13 protein-coding genes are annotated in these 16267 nt (G+C 36.2%); 6 read left to right on the plus strand and 7 right to left on the minus strand.

Translation table 11 applies throughout. The features are described 5' to 3' along the window. Window positions 1-56: 56 nt before the first annotated feature. Entirely contained in the window at window positions 57-293 is a 237-nt protein-coding gene (gene yidD / locus ACXACQ_RS12975) for a membrane protein insertion efficiency factor YidD (protein ID WP_474976374.1), read from the minus strand. A gap of 19 nt (window positions 294-312) precedes the next feature. After that, a complete protein-coding gene (cysS, locus tag ACXACQ_RS12980; RefSeq protein WP_474976375.1) occupies window positions 313-1812 on the minus strand; it encodes a cysteine--tRNA ligase in 1500 nt (499 codons plus the stop codon). A 235-nt stretch (window positions 1813-2047) separates the two neighbouring features. Between cysS and ACXACQ_RS12985 the strand changes: the two genes are divergently transcribed. Further along, the gene (locus tag ACXACQ_RS12985) at window positions 2048-3256 is read left to right on the plus strand and encodes a multidrug effflux MFS transporter (RefSeq protein WP_474978479.1); all 1209 of its coding nucleotides are present in this window, start codon (window positions 2048-2050) and stop codon (window positions 3254-3256) included. 10 nt (window positions 3257-3266) lie between these two features. After that, window positions 3267-3860, plus strand: coding sequence for a riboflavin synthase (locus ACXACQ_RS12990; protein WP_474976376.1), 594 nt, complete (start codon window positions 3267-3269; stop codon window positions 3858-3860). On the opposite strand, the gene ACXACQ_RS12995 is transcribed toward ACXACQ_RS12990, so the two are convergent. Together ACXACQ_RS12995 and hemF are read right to left on the minus strand one after the other, a co-directional pair. Next, entirely contained in the window at window positions 3844-4419 is a 576-nt protein-coding gene (locus ACXACQ_RS12995; protein ID WP_474976377.1) for a phosphatase PAP2 family protein, read from the minus strand. The genes ACXACQ_RS12990 and ACXACQ_RS12995 overlap by 17 nt on opposite strands. A 10-nt stretch (window positions 4420-4429) precedes the next feature. Then, the gene (gene hemF, locus ACXACQ_RS13000; RefSeq protein ID WP_474976378.1) at window positions 4430-5323 is read right to left on the minus strand and encodes an oxygen-dependent coproporphyrinogen oxidase; all 894 of its coding nucleotides are present in this window, start codon (window positions 5321-5323) and stop codon (window positions 4430-4432) included. A gap of 169 nt (window positions 5324-5492) precedes the next feature. Here hemF and ACXACQ_RS13005 point away from each other — a divergent pair, with 169 nt between their 5' ends. Continuing rightward, window positions 5493-7589, plus strand: coding sequence for an alpha-ketoacid dehydrogenase subunit alpha/beta (locus ACXACQ_RS13005; protein ID WP_474976379.1), 2097 nt, complete (start codon window positions 5493-5495; stop codon window positions 7587-7589). 5 nt (window positions 7590-7594) lie between these two features. Here ACXACQ_RS13005 and tamL read toward each other — a convergent pair whose 3' ends face one another. Continuing rightward, window positions 7595-10009 (minus strand): translocation and assembly module lipoprotein TamL, encoded by a 2415-nt coding sequence (gene tamL / locus ACXACQ_RS13010; RefSeq protein WP_474976380.1) that lies wholly within the window; start codon window positions 10007-10009, stop codon window positions 7595-7597. An 18-nt stretch (window positions 10010-10027) separates the two neighbouring features. On the opposite strand from tamL, the gene ACXACQ_RS13015 reads away from it, so the two are divergent. Then, window positions 10028-10777, plus strand: a complete 750-nt coding sequence (locus ACXACQ_RS13015; protein WP_474976381.1) for a TrmH family RNA methyltransferase — start codon at window positions 10028-10030, stop codon at window positions 10775-10777. Between the two features lie 17 nt (window positions 10778-10794). Here ACXACQ_RS13015 and ACXACQ_RS13020 read toward each other — a convergent pair whose 3' ends face one another. Continuing rightward, on the minus strand, window positions 10795-11319 hold the full coding sequence (locus ACXACQ_RS13020) for a YfiR family protein (RefSeq protein ID WP_474976382.1): 525 nt from the start codon (window positions 11317-11319) through the stop codon (window positions 10795-10797). Window positions 11320-11546: 227 nt separating this feature from the next. After that, window positions 11547-15092: a chromosome segregation protein SMC gene (smc, locus tag ACXACQ_RS13025; protein WP_474976383.1), complete on the minus strand. Its 3546-nt coding sequence runs from the start codon at window positions 15090-15092 to the stop codon at window positions 11547-11549. A gap of 100 nt (window positions 15093-15192) precedes the next feature. Between smc and ACXACQ_RS13030 the strand changes: the two genes are divergently transcribed. Both ACXACQ_RS13030 and ACXACQ_RS13035 read left to right on the plus strand, forming a co-directional pair. Beyond that, window positions 15193-15690 (plus strand): hypothetical protein, encoded by a 498-nt coding sequence (locus ACXACQ_RS13030; RefSeq protein WP_474976384.1) that lies wholly within the window; start codon window positions 15193-15195, stop codon window positions 15688-15690. Window positions 15691-15915: 225 nt separating this feature from the next. After that, on the plus strand, window positions 15916-16239 hold the full coding sequence (locus tag ACXACQ_RS13035; protein WP_474976385.1) for a hypothetical protein: 324 nt from the start codon (window positions 15916-15918) through the stop codon (window positions 16237-16239). Window positions 16240-16267 lie beyond the last annotated feature (28 nt).

Raw genomic sequence — 16267 nt, forward strand, 5'->3', positions numbered from 1 at the left:
TGTTGGTAACCCAAGGGAAATGCAAGCTGAGCGGCTAAGAAATAGATTTGAGCTAATTAATTTTTATTAGGATTTTTAGGCACAGGGTCATGTCCACAACCACCCCATGGATGGCATCGGCTTATTCTTTTCATGCCCAGCCATATGCCTTTTATTGGGCCCCATTCTTGAATAGCTTCTATAGTATATTGAGAGCAAGTAGGGGAGTAGCGGCAGTTAGAGCCTAAAAGTGGGCTGATGGCTAGTTGATAAAACCTTACAGGAAGAATCGCTATGGTTTTAAAAATATTCATCAGCCCATGAAATGGTGTATTAATCAATGGAGAAATCAGTACCTTCTTTACTGTCTTTTAAGGTTACGCCTAATGCTTTCAGGTCATCTCTAATTTTATCTGAAGCAGCATAGTTTTTAGCGGCTTTGGCCTCGTTACGCATATTAATGAGTAGTTCAATAACTCCATTTGTGAGGTTATTATCGTTTTCGGCTTCTTCTTTTAAGCCAAGTACATCGTTAATTACCCCTGTGTAATGTTTTATCAATTCGTTAAAAGTGGCTTCTGAAAATTCTTCAATTTTAGTATTGCCTACTTTTATATTGTTCATCAAGGTGGTGATTTCAAATAACACAGCTAAAGTTTTTGCTGTATTGAAGTCATCGCCCATGTTGGTAAATAATTGTTCAATTAGCTCTTTAGCTTTATTTTCTGAGTTATCATTGATAGTGCCTTGGGTGTAAGTAAGGTTTTTACTGATTTTGTACCCTTCCATCAGTCTTTTATACCCTTTTTCAGCGGCTAGCAACGCATCGTTAGAAAAGTCAAGTGTACTGCTATAGTGAGATTGTAGCATAAAGAACCTCACTACCATAGGGCTGTAGCCTTTTTCTAAAAGCTTGTGATTGCCTTCGAATAATTCTTGAGGGAGGAATGAGTTACCCAAAGATTTACTCATTTTTTGGCCGTTGACAGTAAGCATATTCGCGTGCATCCAATAATTTACAGGGTCTTTTCCTGAGCTTCCTACAGATTGAGCTATTTCACATTCGTGATGAGGGAAAGTTAAGTCCATACCTCCACCATGAATATCAAAAGTTTCACCCAGATATTTTGTGCTCATTACAGTACACTCCAGGTGCCATCCCGGAAAGCCCTCTCCCCAAGGAGAGTTCCATCTCATAATGTGGCTAGGTGATGCCTTCTTCCAGATGGCAAAATCAATTTTATTGCGTTTCTCGTCTTGGCTGTCTAATACTCGGCCACTATCCATCAATTCTTCTATCTTTCTTTTGGATAATCTGCCATAGTTATGGGATTTGTCGTATTTGGCTACATCAAAGTATACAGAACCATTAACTTCGTAAGCCCAACCTTTTTCGATCAGGTCTTTTACCATATCAATTTGTTCTACAATGTGGCCAGTAGCAGAAGGCTCTATACTTACAGGTAGTATATTGAATTTCTCTAATACATCATGAAATCCCAAAGTATATTTTTGAGCTAATTCCATTGGCTCAAGCTCTTCTAAACGAGCCTTTTTAGCTATTTTATCCTCTCCTTCGTCTGCATCATTTTCCAAATGTCCCACGTCCGTTATGTTTCTTACATATCGTACCTTGTAGCCTAGATAACTAAGGTATCGATAGACAATGTCAAAGCTTAGGAAGGTTCTAACATTGCCCAAGTGTACGTCACTATAAACGGTAGGGCCACATACGTACATGCCAACTCTATCTTGATGGATAGGTTTAAATACTTCTTTTTGACTGCTAAGGGTATTGTAAATATTAAGCGGGTATTTTTCCTTTAGTGACATGTATATTTTATGCTAAGAATTTTTTACTAGAATATAAATAGGTCGTAAAATTAAGCTCATTTCTTTAAATATGGCCAACAATCGCTAATTAAATAGATGTAATGCTTGGTAATTGCTAGGTTTGTAGATGTAAGATTACTTTCATTAACGATTGATTTACAACCTTGTGATAGTACGATCGTTGAATATGATTGTTACATCTAAAGAATTGAAGGAAAAGGAATTTATGAAACAAATGTCTAGATATCAGTATTTTATGCTGATATTAATTTTAGGGCTTCTTTGTACGATAAGCCCATTTTCAATAGATATGTATTTGCCGGGCTTTAAAGCAATAGCAGCAGATCTTAATACTACTATTGATAAAGTACAACTTTCGTTGACCAGTTATTTTGTGGGGATAGGTTTAGGGCAGTTGATTTACGGTCCGTTACTAGATAGGTTTGGTCGTAAGGTGCCACTTTACGCTGGTTTGGCTGTTTATGTTATAGCATCTATTCTGTGCGCATTTACAGATTCAGTGGAGTCATTAATATTAATGCGTTTTATCCAAGCTATAGGAGGCTGTGCAGGAATGGTAGCGGCACAGGCCCTAGTTAGGGATTTATTTCCTGTTGATAAAACGGCTCAGGCTTTTTCTATGCTTACCTTAGTTATTGCCGTTTCTCCCATGATAGCACCTACCGTAGGAGGTTATTTAGTTACTGCTTATGATTGGCACTCTGTATTTATTGCGCTAGGAATAGTGACGGTGTTAATATCTATAGCAGTTTATTTTGCGCTGCCAGAAGGGCAGTTGGCTGATCGAAGTATGTCTTTACGGCCTAAAGCAGTATGGGATAATTACATATCCGTGCTCAAAAACCGACAGTTTTTAATTTATTCGTTTGCGGGAGGAATAGCCACAGCTGCTCCATTTGCATATATTGCAGGTTCGTCTGATGTGTTTATGAATATTTATAAAGTATCCGAAAAACAATACGGGTGGATCTTTGCCCTATTGGCATTTGCTATGATTGGGTCAACTCAGCTGAATCATGTTTTATTAAAGCATTTTACTAGTAGACAAATTATTAAGTTTGTAATGTTTTATCAGGTGATTACAGGTACTATATTGGTGGTGTTAGCAGCATTAAATATGCTTAGTATCACACTGATTATTGTGCTACTATTTATTTATTTAACAGGTCAAGGGTTGTGTAACCCTAATGCTGCAGCTCTTACTTTGGCTCCCTTTACCCAAAGGGCAGGTAGTGCTTCGGCATTAATGGGAAGTATAAGAATGACTGCTGGAGGCTTAGTGACTGCATCTGTTAGCGTATTGCATGATGGTACTACTATGCCTATGCTTATGGTGATGCTAATATGTGTTACTGCGGCATTATTTATTTTTATAATAGGTGAAAAGAAAGTAATTGGTTCTGCAAAAAGTTCAGTTGCATAAAATTTGAAATATGTTTACAGGTATAATAGAAACCTTAGGTAAGATAGAAGACATAACGAAAGAAGGTACTAATATTCACTTTGGGGTGATGTGCGATTTTTCTAACGATTTAAAAATAGATCAGAGTGTAGCTCATAATGGTGTTTGCCTTACTGTTACAGAAGTTAAGGATGGTAAACATTATGTTACAGCTATACAGGAGACACTGGATAAGACGAGTTTAGGTGCGTTAAAGGTTGGTGATGCTGTTAATATAGAACGCTGTATGCTGAATAATGGTCGGTTCGATGGCCATATCGTTCAAGGCCATGTGGATATGGTAGGTACAGTTAAATCTATTAAAGAACAAGATGGTAGTTGGATATTTGATTTTGAACATGAGTATTCTGAAAAACACTTTACGGTAGAAAAAGGCTCAATCACCATTAATGGGACAAGTCTTACATGCTTTAATTCTCATGATAATGGCTTCACTGTTGCTATAATTCCTTATACCTATGAGCATACCAATATGCAACATTTATCAGAAGGTGATAAGGTGAATTTAGAGTTTGATATTGTAGGGAAATATGTACAGAAAATAATGTCTAGGAGACAGAATTAAACTTCTTATTGATCACTTTCTTGGTTAAAAAGTGAAACAAAGCGCTGAAAATGCAACCTACTATGGCGCCTACTATAATGTCACCAGGAAAGTGAACTCCAAGATAAATGCGGCTGTAACTTACTACAGCAGCCCATACAAATAAAGTCCACGCGTGTTTGAAATATGGCTTAAGCAGCAAAAAGAAAAATAAGGCTACGGAAAATGAGTTGCCTGCATGAGAGGATGAAAATCCATATTTGCCACCAGTATAGTTGTTTACAATATAAACCATATGCTTAAGGGTTGGGTCTCTTGATGGTCTGAATCTTTCAAAGTAGCCCTTCATAAAGCCTGAACAAAACTGATCTGTAGCCGCTACTGCCAGAATAAGGCCAATAATCCAAAATATAGCCTGTATACCGTACTTTTTTGCGGTTAAGAATATCAATAATAGATAGAGAGGAATCCATATGTACCTGTCAGAGATCCAAAACATAATTGGGTCTAGCCAGTCTTGGTGTAGTCCGTTGAAGAAGAAAAATACTCTGTGGTCAAGTGCTATTAGCCAATCTATCATAAATCAATATTTATACCCAGTTAATGTCTTTTTTTAGTAGAGATAATGTCTGTTCTTCTTTACTGTTAGTTTCTGGGGTAAAATCATACACCCAATTGGCCTGTGGTGGTAAGCTCATTAAGATGGACTCTGTTCTTCCATCAGTATCTAATCCAAATTTGGTTCCTTTGTCCCAGACTAGGTTGAATTCTACATATCGGCCTCTACGCAATAATTGCCATTTTTTCTCCTGCTCTCCAAAGGGTAAATCCTTATTGTTTTGAATTAATTGAATATACGTAGGTGCAAATGTTTTTCCAACATCGAGAACGAAATCAAATAGGCTGTCTTTACTGCCTTCATTTTCTCCTAATCTATCAAAGAAAATTCCACCAATTCCGCGAGTTTCTTTTCTGTGCTTGATGTAGAAGTAATCATCTGCCCACTTTTTAAAACGGGTGTAATATTCACTATTATATTGATTACAAACCGATTGCAGCTGGGAGTGGAAAAATTGAGCATCAGATTCAACCACATAATGCGGAGTTAAATCTATTCCACCACCAAACCACCAAGTGCCATTACTCATTTCGAAGTATCTCACATTCATGTGTATTATTGGAACCATGGGGCTATTTGGATGTATAACTATAGATACACCAGTTGCAAAGAAATCTGCAGGTCCTAAATTTAACGCATCCAAGATATTCTGAGGTGTTTTACCTTGTACCGCGGAGAAATTAACACCACCCTTTTCTATCACATTCCCATCAGATATAACCCTAGTTCTACCTCCACCGCCTCCGGGTCGTTCCCACAAATCCTGAAAGAATGTAGCTTTTCCATCTTCTCTTTCTAGCGCAGTGCAAATACTATCTTGTAGTTCTTTAAATTTATTGGCTATTTCCTCTTTTGTAATGCTCATCGGGCAAAACTATTGAATCTTTCTTGCAAATAATACATCTTCCTTATTAATCGGAGATAGTGTTGTCCTTATTTCTATAGGGCTGAAGTGCTTGAAATTACCTATTTTTGTTAATGCAAACGATCGTTAGTTTGTTTCATATAAAACCCATCATAAACAACCACTTTATATGCAATTTAGCGAGGTAGAAAAAGAAGTTTCAGAGGAACAGCTGCAAGTAGATGACCTTTTAAAAGCTTATTTATTAATGTGTACTGCTAGAAAGCTTGCGCTCCATTACGATGAAAATAGAGAGGTATGCAGTAAGTATGTACACAGTACGTCACGAGGCCATGAGGCTATTCAGTTGGCAGCCGGTTTACAACTAAAGGCACATGATTTTGCCAGTATTTATTACCGTGATGAATCCATTCTTTTAGGGATGGGTATAACACCTTACGAGCTTATGTGTCAGTTAATGGCCAAGAGCGATGACCCTTTTAGCGGTGGGCGAACTTATTATTGTCACCCTTCATTAAAACGTGAAGGTATGCCTACAATTCCGCACCAAAGTTCAGCCACAGGCATGCAAGCTATACCAGCCGCAGGAATGGCTCACGGACTCAAATACCTTGACTCTCAAAATTTGTTAAATAAAGATGAGCCTCCTGTAGTGCTATGTTCTTTAGGTGATGGTTCTGTTACTGAGGGGGAGGTGTCAGAAGCATTACAGATGGCTGTTTTGAAGAATTTACCAATTGTATTTTTAGTTCAGGATAATGATTGGGGTATATCTGCTACGGGTAAGGAGATGCGGAATATGGATGCATATGAATTTGCTGCAGGCTTTAAAGGGCTAAAGCGAATGAGAACTGATGGAGCCAATTATGTGGAGTCTTTTAAAGCTGTGAAGAAGGCATTTACTTATGTGAGAGAAGGCAAGGGGCCAATTTTATTGCATGCTAGTTGTCCATTGTTGGGGCATCATACATCCGGAGTTAGAAAGGAATGGTATAGGGGGGATGTTGACTTGAAAGAGCATTCTAAATTAGATCCGATTCCTGTTTTTGAAAATATTTTGATTAAAGAGGTTGGTATAACCAAAACGCAACTTAAAAATATTCAGAAAGAGGCAGACCAATGGGTAGAAGACGATTATATAAAGGCATTAGCGGCCGATGAACCTGCTGCATCAACCTTAATGCAGCATGAGTTTGCTCCAACTCCAATAACAGAAGAAAAAGGGGAGAGGCATCCTGAGGGTGCGCAAAAAGTGGTAATGGTGGATGCTGCACTGCATGCTATTGATGATATTTTAAGAAAACATCCAGAAGCTCTGTTTTATGGACAAGATGTAGGGGGTACACTTGGAGGAGTATTTAGAGAAGCTGCTACACTGGCCAATAAATATGGCGATAACAGGGTTTTTAATACCCCCATTCAAGAAGCTTATATTATAGGTTCCACAGCAGGAATGTCGGCAGTGGGAGCCAAGCCAATAGTTGAGGTTCAATTTGCTGATTACATCTGGCCAGGTATTAATCAATTGGTAGAGGAGTTATCGAAAAGTTGTTATCTATCTCAAGGCCAATTTTCTATTCAGTCATTGATAAGAGTGCCAACAGGAGCTTATGGAGGAGGAGGTCCCTACCACTCAGGAAGCGTGGAGTCTACTTTGCTTACTATAAGGGGCATTAAGATTGTTTACCCGTCAAATGCAGCAGACATGAAAGGGTTAATGAAGGCCGCATTTTATGATCCAAATCCTGTGGTTATGCTAGAGCATAAGGGATTGTATTGGTCTAAAGTTCCTGGCACTTCGGAGGCCAAGACTTTTGAGCCAGATGAGGAATATATTTTACCATTAGGGAAAGCCAATGTGGTTCAATGTGCTAGTGAAGATGCTGTAAATGATGGGGAAAGTTGTGTGGTGATAACGTATGGAATGGGGGTTTATTGGGCTAAAGCTGCTAGCAAGGATTTGCCGGGAAGGGTAGAAATTATTGACCTAAGAACTCTGAATCCGTTAGACTGGGAGATGATTTCGCACCAAGTTAAAAAGCACGGTAGGGTAATGGTACTTACCGAAGAACCCCAGATGAACTCATTTGCAGAATCTCTTGCCGGTAGAATTTCATCTCAGCATTTTGAGCTTTTGGATGCGCCTGTGAGCATTATCGGAGCTGCTAATTTGCCTGCAATACCGTTAAATGTAAACTTGGAAAAGGAAATGTTGCCAAATGCCGATAAGGTAAAAGAGCAGTTGAAATTGCTTTTGAATTACTAAAGAAATTAAAAAGGGTAGCCGATTCCTATATTGATTACAACGGCTTCGGCTGCTCTTGGTGTAAATGGAGGGTCATAATAGCCTTTAGAGAGGATGAAACGTTTTCCTTTGGCTCTCGCAGGATCATAAACTTTTAGTCCTGCATCAAGTCTTAAAACCAAAAATGAGAAGTCAAAGCGCAGTCCTAATCCTGTACCTATAGCGATCTCTTCCATGAAACGGTCTAGCTTGAATTGAGAGCCTGGCCTTGAAGGGTCTTCTTCTATAGTCCAGATGTTGCCAAAATCAATGAAAGCAGCATAATCGATGAAACCAATAAGGTTTTTTCTTAGCTCTAAGCTGCCTTCAAATAATATTTCACCTTGCTGTTCAAAGTTATAGTTTACCCTATTTGATACCGTATCTACAGGAGAATATGACCCTGGTCCTAATCTTCGAGGCCGCCAAGCTCGTATTCCGTTACTTCCACCCGCAAAAAAGTATTTTTCATAAGGAAGTATCTTATTACTGCTATATGGCTTTGCTATACCGAAGTTAACTCGGTAAGCAATGGTGGTATTTTCATTGATGGGGTTTATTTTTCTTTTATCAGCATTGAATTTAATGTATTTATAATATTCTAAGCCTTCGTTTTTCAATGGCTGAGTACTCACTAAATTTAAGCTGGTACCACCACTTTCTAGGTATAACCTAAAAAAGCCAGAGTTTTTGAAATTGATACCATAACTATTAGTATTCCATGTAGCACTTAGGCTCATACTGCTCACGAAAGAAGGTTTAAAAGTGTTAATTAACCTATTGCCTCGCCTTTCTAACGATCGTAAAGTGTCTCTAAACTGTGTGCTAAGCTCAGAATTGATAATACTAATGTCTGTGGTAGTGAAGTTGAATAATGTTTGCTTTTCTGTTTGCCATGAGTATGTATTAGAGAAATTCAGGTTTTCTCTAACATATTCAGGCCTATCTGTGTAGGTGTAACCAGCTACTAATCTTGTTTTGGGGTTAATCCGGCCCAATTTCTCCTTTAGTTCAGCGCTGAAAGGGAATACGAATTGAGGGAAGGTTAGGGTGGCATTGACACCTCCTTCTACACTAGCATATACATCCTGCACCTCGGTAGCAGGAGCCACGCCTTCAATACCGATTCTACCATTGAGTTCAAGTATTTCTAAGCCTCTAAACACATTTCTTTTTTTGAAAGATAGATTGTAAAATGGACCAGGAAATCCTTGTGTTACATTTATTCCTATCTCGTTTGTCCACTGATATCTGCTAAGTGGGCTGGTGTAAATGTTAGCGATTAACTCATCTCCAATGGAATCATAATTGATATTAATGAATTTGAAGTGGTCAAGGTTGGCTAATTGTCTCTGTGTGCTAAAAGTGTTTCTTTTACTATAGACGCTATCCTTTTTAATGAAAACCCTTCTGCTTAAAATCTTGTTGTTATATAGCTTTTTATAATATTTAAATGTGATTCCCTTATATTGATCAGATTTTCGAGCTGAATCTAATAACATACCCTCATTTGCGTCTGTAGTAAAGTTTATTGAATCAACATGGTAAAGTTTGTGTTCTCCGTTGCTAGGCTCATTAACAATGGTTTGAATTGCAATTAACCTTTTTGCTTTAAAAGCAGTGTCAACATTGAATTCAACGTACTGACGGCTAAAATTCATGTAGCCATTATCTTTTAATAATTCATCTATTCGTTCTCTTTCTGCTCCTAATTTGGCTTGGTCGTAATTGTCTCCCTCTGAAAGTAGGCTTTTATCTTTACTCATTTGCAGAAGTTGAGTGATGGAAGAATCACCTGTTTGAAGCATTAAAGTATCTATGGTGTAGGGCTCACCTTCATGTATTTTATACCTTACCGTAACTTGCTTGTTAAAATGCTTTACGGTAGTATCTATTTTAGCTTTAAAATAACCTTTTGAGCTTAAGTAGAGCTTAAATCTATCTATAGTTAATTTGGTTAACGAAGAATCATAAGTGGCTATTGGCTCTCCCCATCTCATCCATACATTACCTTCCTGAATGGTTTTGTTGATTTTTGCTAAACGCTTTCTTTTTTTGCGTTCTAGCTTCGCTACTTTGTTTTTGTCATCACCGGCTTTTATTACCTTTTTATTCCATTTGTTTCTGGTGGCTTCCCTTTTGTTTTCATATTTATCAATATCATATTTTTTTACCCCAAAATAATAGAACCAAACATAAGGAGAGAATGGAATGATGGGGAACTGACGGTTGGGTTTTTGTGCATATAACTGTATAAGATCTTCTTTATTTACCTTATTACTACTTTTTATTTTCTGTTTATAGAGTAATTTCTGATCTTCTTTAAGATATTTGGTGCCCAAACAACCGGATAGCATCAAGCCAGTTAGGAATATTAGAATAAAAGAAAGTGCTATCCTCAAAATTTAATAGAATTAATAATGGTCTCTAAAAGTACTGCGAAGTTCATTAAATCCTTGCAATTAAAGAAATACAGGAAGCAAGAACAATGTTTTTTAGTAGAGGGAAAAAAAAGTGTGTTAGAGGTAATTAATTCTGATTACCAGATTAAGCAGGTTGTGGCTACCAACGATTTTATTGATACTCATGGAAATCAGCTTCGTGATGTGGAAGTTTTAGAGGCAAAAGAGAGTGAGTTGAGTAGTCTAGGCAGTTTTAAGTCTAATAATATGGCGCTGGCAGTAGTTAGGATGAAAAATGAAGAAGTTGAATTTAAAGCAAAAGGAGAAGGTTATATTCTCGCTTTAGATGATGTTAATGATCCTGGTAATTTAGGAACAATATTGCGTGTAGCTGATTGGTATGGAATAAAGCATATTATAGCTTCTGAAAACACTGCTGATTTATATAACCCGAAAGTTATCTCTGCCTCAAAAGGCTCTTTCTTAAGAGTAAACGTATATTATAAGGATTTAATGACTGTTTTGCCAAGTTTAGAGTTGCCTGTATATGGAGCTCTTCTCAATGGGGAAAACGTACATAATAAAAAGTTTACAACTGAAGGTGTGTTGTTGATGGGGAGTGAAGCTAATGGTATTTCAGCGAAACTACTTCCTTTCGTAAGCGAACGAATTACGATACCAGCTTTTGGAGAGGCAGAATCTTTAAATGTAGCCATGGCTACAGGTATCATATGTGATAATATAAAGAGGAGCCTTACTACAGAGTAAAGCTCCTCTTGTGCAATTTAGATTAAAATAGCTAGATCTATTAATTTACTAGATACTTTCAATCCTGACTTTTCTACTACCTGTTTATTGATTTCAAATCGAAGTTTTCCTTCTTTATTAATTAAATTTATAGCACTTCCCTTTTTTGCTAAACCCTCTTTTTCAGTCACTATCAGTGTTTTTTCGTCATCTAATGAGGCTATCTGCTCTTCATTTAGTTCCTTTTCTTTCGAAACAAATAACAAGTTGCAATCTTCCACATCAGCTATTGAATAAAACCTTTTAATAGTCACTTTTTTTGAAGTTGAACGTTCAGCAGCGGTTTCATTAAAAATTTCAACTAGCTCTTTATTGTCAGTGATGATACCTATAACAAGCTCATCACTTTCATCTGGCCATTGAATATACTTAGCTATTGAAAAAATAAACAGACTCTTAACTCTATGCTCTTCTTTTGGTGGTAATTCTGCATTTACCTCGAAGGAAGTTAAGGTTAAAAATGTTGTTGTGATTAGTAAAAAAAATGCGGTAATAGTTTTCATCTTGCGTTGTTGTAGGGTGAATATTTATAAATCAAATATGGCAGATGAAAAAGGATATTGTCTCAGGGGTATTTCTGAAGTTTATAAATAGGTGAAAAGTGGGGCGTAATTAGCCTATTTTGAGACCTTAGGCTTATGATCTAATTTTTATGTAATGATATTGGTTGTCAGTAAGTTATTGTATGAGGATACCACCTGAAAAGGTATATCGGGGAAAACCCCGATATTTAATCAACAATGTCAGAAAGTTCTCTTAAGTCTACTGGTACCACTCTAGATACTCCTTGCTCTATCATAGTAATACCGTATATCACATCAGTACTCGCCATAGTACGTTTGTTGTGTGTAACTATAATAAATTGAGATTCTTTGGAGAAAGTTTTAATAATGTTATTGAATTTGTCAATATTAGCATCATCTAATGGAGCATCTACCTCATCAAAAATACAGAAAGGAGCTGGCTTCAAAAGATAAATAGCAAATAGGAGAGAGGTTGCTGTTAGTGTCTTTTCTCCTCCTGAAAGTTGGTTAATAGTAAGAGGCCTCTTACCTTTTGGCTTAGCAATAATATCTATACTAGATTCTAATGGGTTTTCAGGGTCACTTAATCTTAAGTCACAGTCGTCTTCCTCTGTAAATAAACTTCTAAACACCTTCACGAAATTTTCTTTAATCTGCTCATAAGCCTTAATAAAGGTTTCTTTCGCTACAGAGTCTATTTCTCCGATGGTGGTTAAAAGAGATTCTTTAGCATTAAATAAATCTTCTCTTTGTGTGGTGATAAAATCATTTCTTTCTTTTATCTCTTGATAAGCCTCCATGGCCATAGGATTAATAGGGCCCATCTTATCAAGTTTATTTCTTATCTTTTCTACATTGTCACGAAGCTCTTCATCAGATAGCTTTGGCTCGTCTGTCTCTTCTTCGTTTTTGAGTATTTCACTAGGTTTAATATTAAATTCAACGGATAGCCTTTCTTTTACCGAGTTGAGTTGAAGTTTGGTTTCGTTCAATTTATTCTGAAGCTCCATTAATATTGTGTCAATATTTTCTTTGCTTCGTTGAATCTCACGACTATTTTTTTCTATGGTATCAATTTCACCTCTTGATGCGTAATAATCCTTTTCAGCTTCATTAACTCCGGCTTCGATACTATCTTTTTCCTCATACATTTCAATGAGTTCGTCATCATTAGTTTCAGCCTTCTCAAGCAGTTGTTTTATCTCTGCATCATTTTGTTTTAACTCGTTTTGATTTTTTTCAATACGACTTTTGCTGTTTTCAAAAGTATCAGTCTTATACTCAATTTCTTGTTCTAAGCTTTTTACTTTGTTTTCCTGCTGATGAAAGAATATGTTTTGCTCATTAAATGCAGATGACTTTTCGGATAAAGTTTCTGATTCTTCTTGAAGCTCTTCTGTTAGATCAGCTAACCTTCTTTCGTCTTTAATGAGATCCTGTTCGGTAGTTTCAGCCTTAGGTTTGTTTTCGTCAATTTGCTCCCTTAGCTCCTCTATTTTCTCTAAAATATCTTCTTTCCTAGTGTCAGCATCCGAAAGCATTTTAGAGAACTGTTCTTGTTTGGTCTTTATAGAAATATACTCCTCATTAATATATTTAATTTCTTCTCGGAGTTCCTCTACTTCTTGCTTTTTTGTATTGTTTTTCAGCTGTTCTAGCTCTTTTTGCTTCTCGCTTAAGCTTTGGCTGATTTCATTAATTTTCTTGTTAAGATCTTTTATCTCTTTTTCGAGCTTTTCTAAGTTTTTAGCTCTTCCTATTTTTTTTCCTTCAAATAGACCTACAGAACCACCCGAAATGCTATGTTTTCTCTTAGTTACCTTTCCGCTGAGGGTAATAAATATGTTGTTTTCATCTTTAGGAATATTGTTGCTATCTCCTTCCACTATGTATACCCCATCCAAAATGAAGCTCATGAGCTTGCGGTATTTTGCATCATACTCCATTATTTCCGTAGCAGGAAAAGCATTGTCGTATAGCGCAGCGCCAGTAGGGGTGAATTTATCAAAAGATTCAAGGATGAAGAAATTTGCTTTACCTCTAGCCGCATCACTCAAAATATTAATAGCCTCATACGCATCAGCCTCTTTTTCTACTATATAGTAATTCAGAAAAGGTTCCAAATAATTCTCTATCGTAACCCTGTATTTGTCTTCACAAGTTAATATGTCAGATAATAAAGGCGCATTTTTATTCCAGCCAGCTTTCTTTTTCAAGAATTTAATGGCTTCAGGAAAACCTTCTAAATTTTCTACAAGAGACTTGGTAAGGTTGTATTCGTTTTGACGAGCATCTAACTTTCTGTTGGTTTGAGTTTGCTCCTCTTTTATTACCTCAATTGTTTTAGTGGTGGATTCAATTCTGTTTTGAAGATCATCCTCTTCACTTATAAGTTTTTGATGAAGAGCATTTTTTACATTCAGTTCTTCTGATAATTCTGATACCTTGGTGTCAAATTCTACCAAACTTGCACTTTGTTCGTTAGTATCAGAGGCTGTTTTTTCTAATTCTTGCTTTAAAGATGAAAGCTGAAGCTCTTTTATCTCAACCGATTTTTTAAGCTGATATACCTCTTCTTGTTTTGTCTTCTGAGCTTTACGAATAGAGTCCACTTCTTCTTGCAAGCGAGTGGTGTTTCTTTTCTGAACTTCAAACTCTTCTTTTAAACCTCCTAATTTATAAGCTACTTCGTCTAATAAACGTTGTGCTGAGGCTTTTTCTTGCGTTAATCCTTCTAAGCTAAATTTAGCTCTTTCATTACTCTTTTTATCTTGCTCTATCTGATCGCGTAGCGAAGCTGATTTGTCATTTAAAAACCGTAGTCGCTCATTCTTAATTTTCTTTTCACTTTCATATTGCCTGATTTTTCCCACATGCTCGTTTAAAGCTTTCTGTCTTGATGAAAGTGCTTTTTCCTTAATAATTAATTCAGATTTTGCTTTTTCAAGCGTAGCCTCTTTTTCGCTCACTTGCTTATTGAGACTTATTTTCTTGTCATTTTCAGCTTCTACCTGTTTCTCTAGAGTTTTTTCGTTTTCCATAAATTTCTCTATGGAAAGTCGAGCAAGGAGAATACTAGACCTTTTATATTCTTCTTTTAATTTGTAGTATTTCTCTGTCTGTTTAGCCTGCCTTTCAAGAGATTTCATATTTTTCTCTATTTCAAAAAGCAAATCCTCTACACGCTCTAAATCAGCATCTGTGTCTTGTAATTTTTTAAGAGTTTCTTTTTTCCTTTTCTTAAATTTTGAAATTCCCGCAGCTTCTTCAAATAACCCTCTTCTAGAATGATCTTTATCATTAAGAATATCGTCCACCATTTTTAACTCTATAATGGCATAACTGTTAGATGCGATACCTGTATCTAAAAATAGATTGGTAATATCTTTTAACCTGCAGGTTACACCATTCAAAAGGTATTCACTTTCTCCTGATCGGTAATACCTCCTTGTTATGGTGATTTGCGAATATTCTGTAGGAAGTAAATTTTTGGTGTTATTAAAGGTAAGTGAAACCTCAGCCAACTGTGTGGGTTTTCGTTTGCGTGTGCCATTAAAAATGACATTCTCCATCTTCTCAGAGCGCAAAGTTCTACTACTTTGTTCTCCCAATACCCATCTTATAGAATCAACAATATTTGACTTTCCGCACCCATTCGGACCCACAATGCCAGTAATTCCCTCATCAAAGTTAATTGTAACCTTATCGCCAAAACTCTTAAATCCTTTTATCTCCAGTCTGGAAAGTTGCATCTATTCAGTAATTGTTTAAAAAATACAAATGCATTTTGCCTTTAATAATCAAGGCAAAGACGACAAATTTAAAATTAAAAATTATAAATTTGTTATAACCATGGATAAGGAATTAATAATATACCTCGTATTTATTGCCATAGCTATTATTAGCAGGTTTTTAAAAGCCAATAAAAACAAAAAAGAGATACCTCCGCAACCAAGGGGAGATCAAAAAGATGCACCAAAGAGTTTTGAAGATTTGCTAAAGGAATTCACGGCTGAAAAGGAAATAGATTCAGAGCCCGAATATTCCCATGAAACCAACACAGTTTCATTTGATGAACCCGAAACATTAGAAACTACAACTTCTTATGACGACATTTGGGAAGATGAAGAAATAAATGAAAAGTACAATGACTTGGTGAGGAACCAAGACCGGTTCAAAACTATTGATGAGCAAGTAGATTTAGACCAAGAGTTGAAGCCTACATACCTTAAAGAAGATACCACGGAAGAAGAAAATACTGTAGCCCAAAGTATTTTTGACGAGTTAAAAGATAAGGATGGTGCTCGTAAGGCTGTTATATACTCAGAGATATTCAGTAGAAAGTATTAAATAAAGTTTGTAAAGTTCAATTTCAGCTCCATCTCAGAAATCATCTAACGAAAAAAGTCATTTTTTCTTATAATTTATTGTCTCAATATTTAAATTGCCAACTGAAAAGTTCTATTTTGTTGGCAAAATTTTTTAATAAGATCTTAATTGTAATATTGTGGAAAAGGCAAAGCTTGGTTACTTTGCGCCACTTTTTTATATATATCATTATAACTTTTCTAGCGCATGAATTTATTTCTACTCCTATTAATTAGCTGCTTTTCCTTTAACCATTCTACTGGAGTGGATGATGGTCAGTGCCCTGATCTTAATTTAACGTCAGAAGTTGTGTATAATGAAACTAACGGATTATATACTATAAGTGTAGATGCAAGTGGTGGGCAGGAGCCTTATAAGTATGTGTTTATAAAATCTGGAAAAGGAAATAAAATGTTAAATCCGGATAGTTATTCAGACAATTATATAACGCTGAAATCAAAAGGTAGTTATTGGTGTGTTGTTTATGATAAAAATGGTTGTAGGAGTAAAATTCAATCTGAGGTAAAATGATTTTGAGGAAAAATACAGGTCAATTGAA

Source organism: Fulvivirga sp. AWR4_260, from assembly GCF_056158185.1.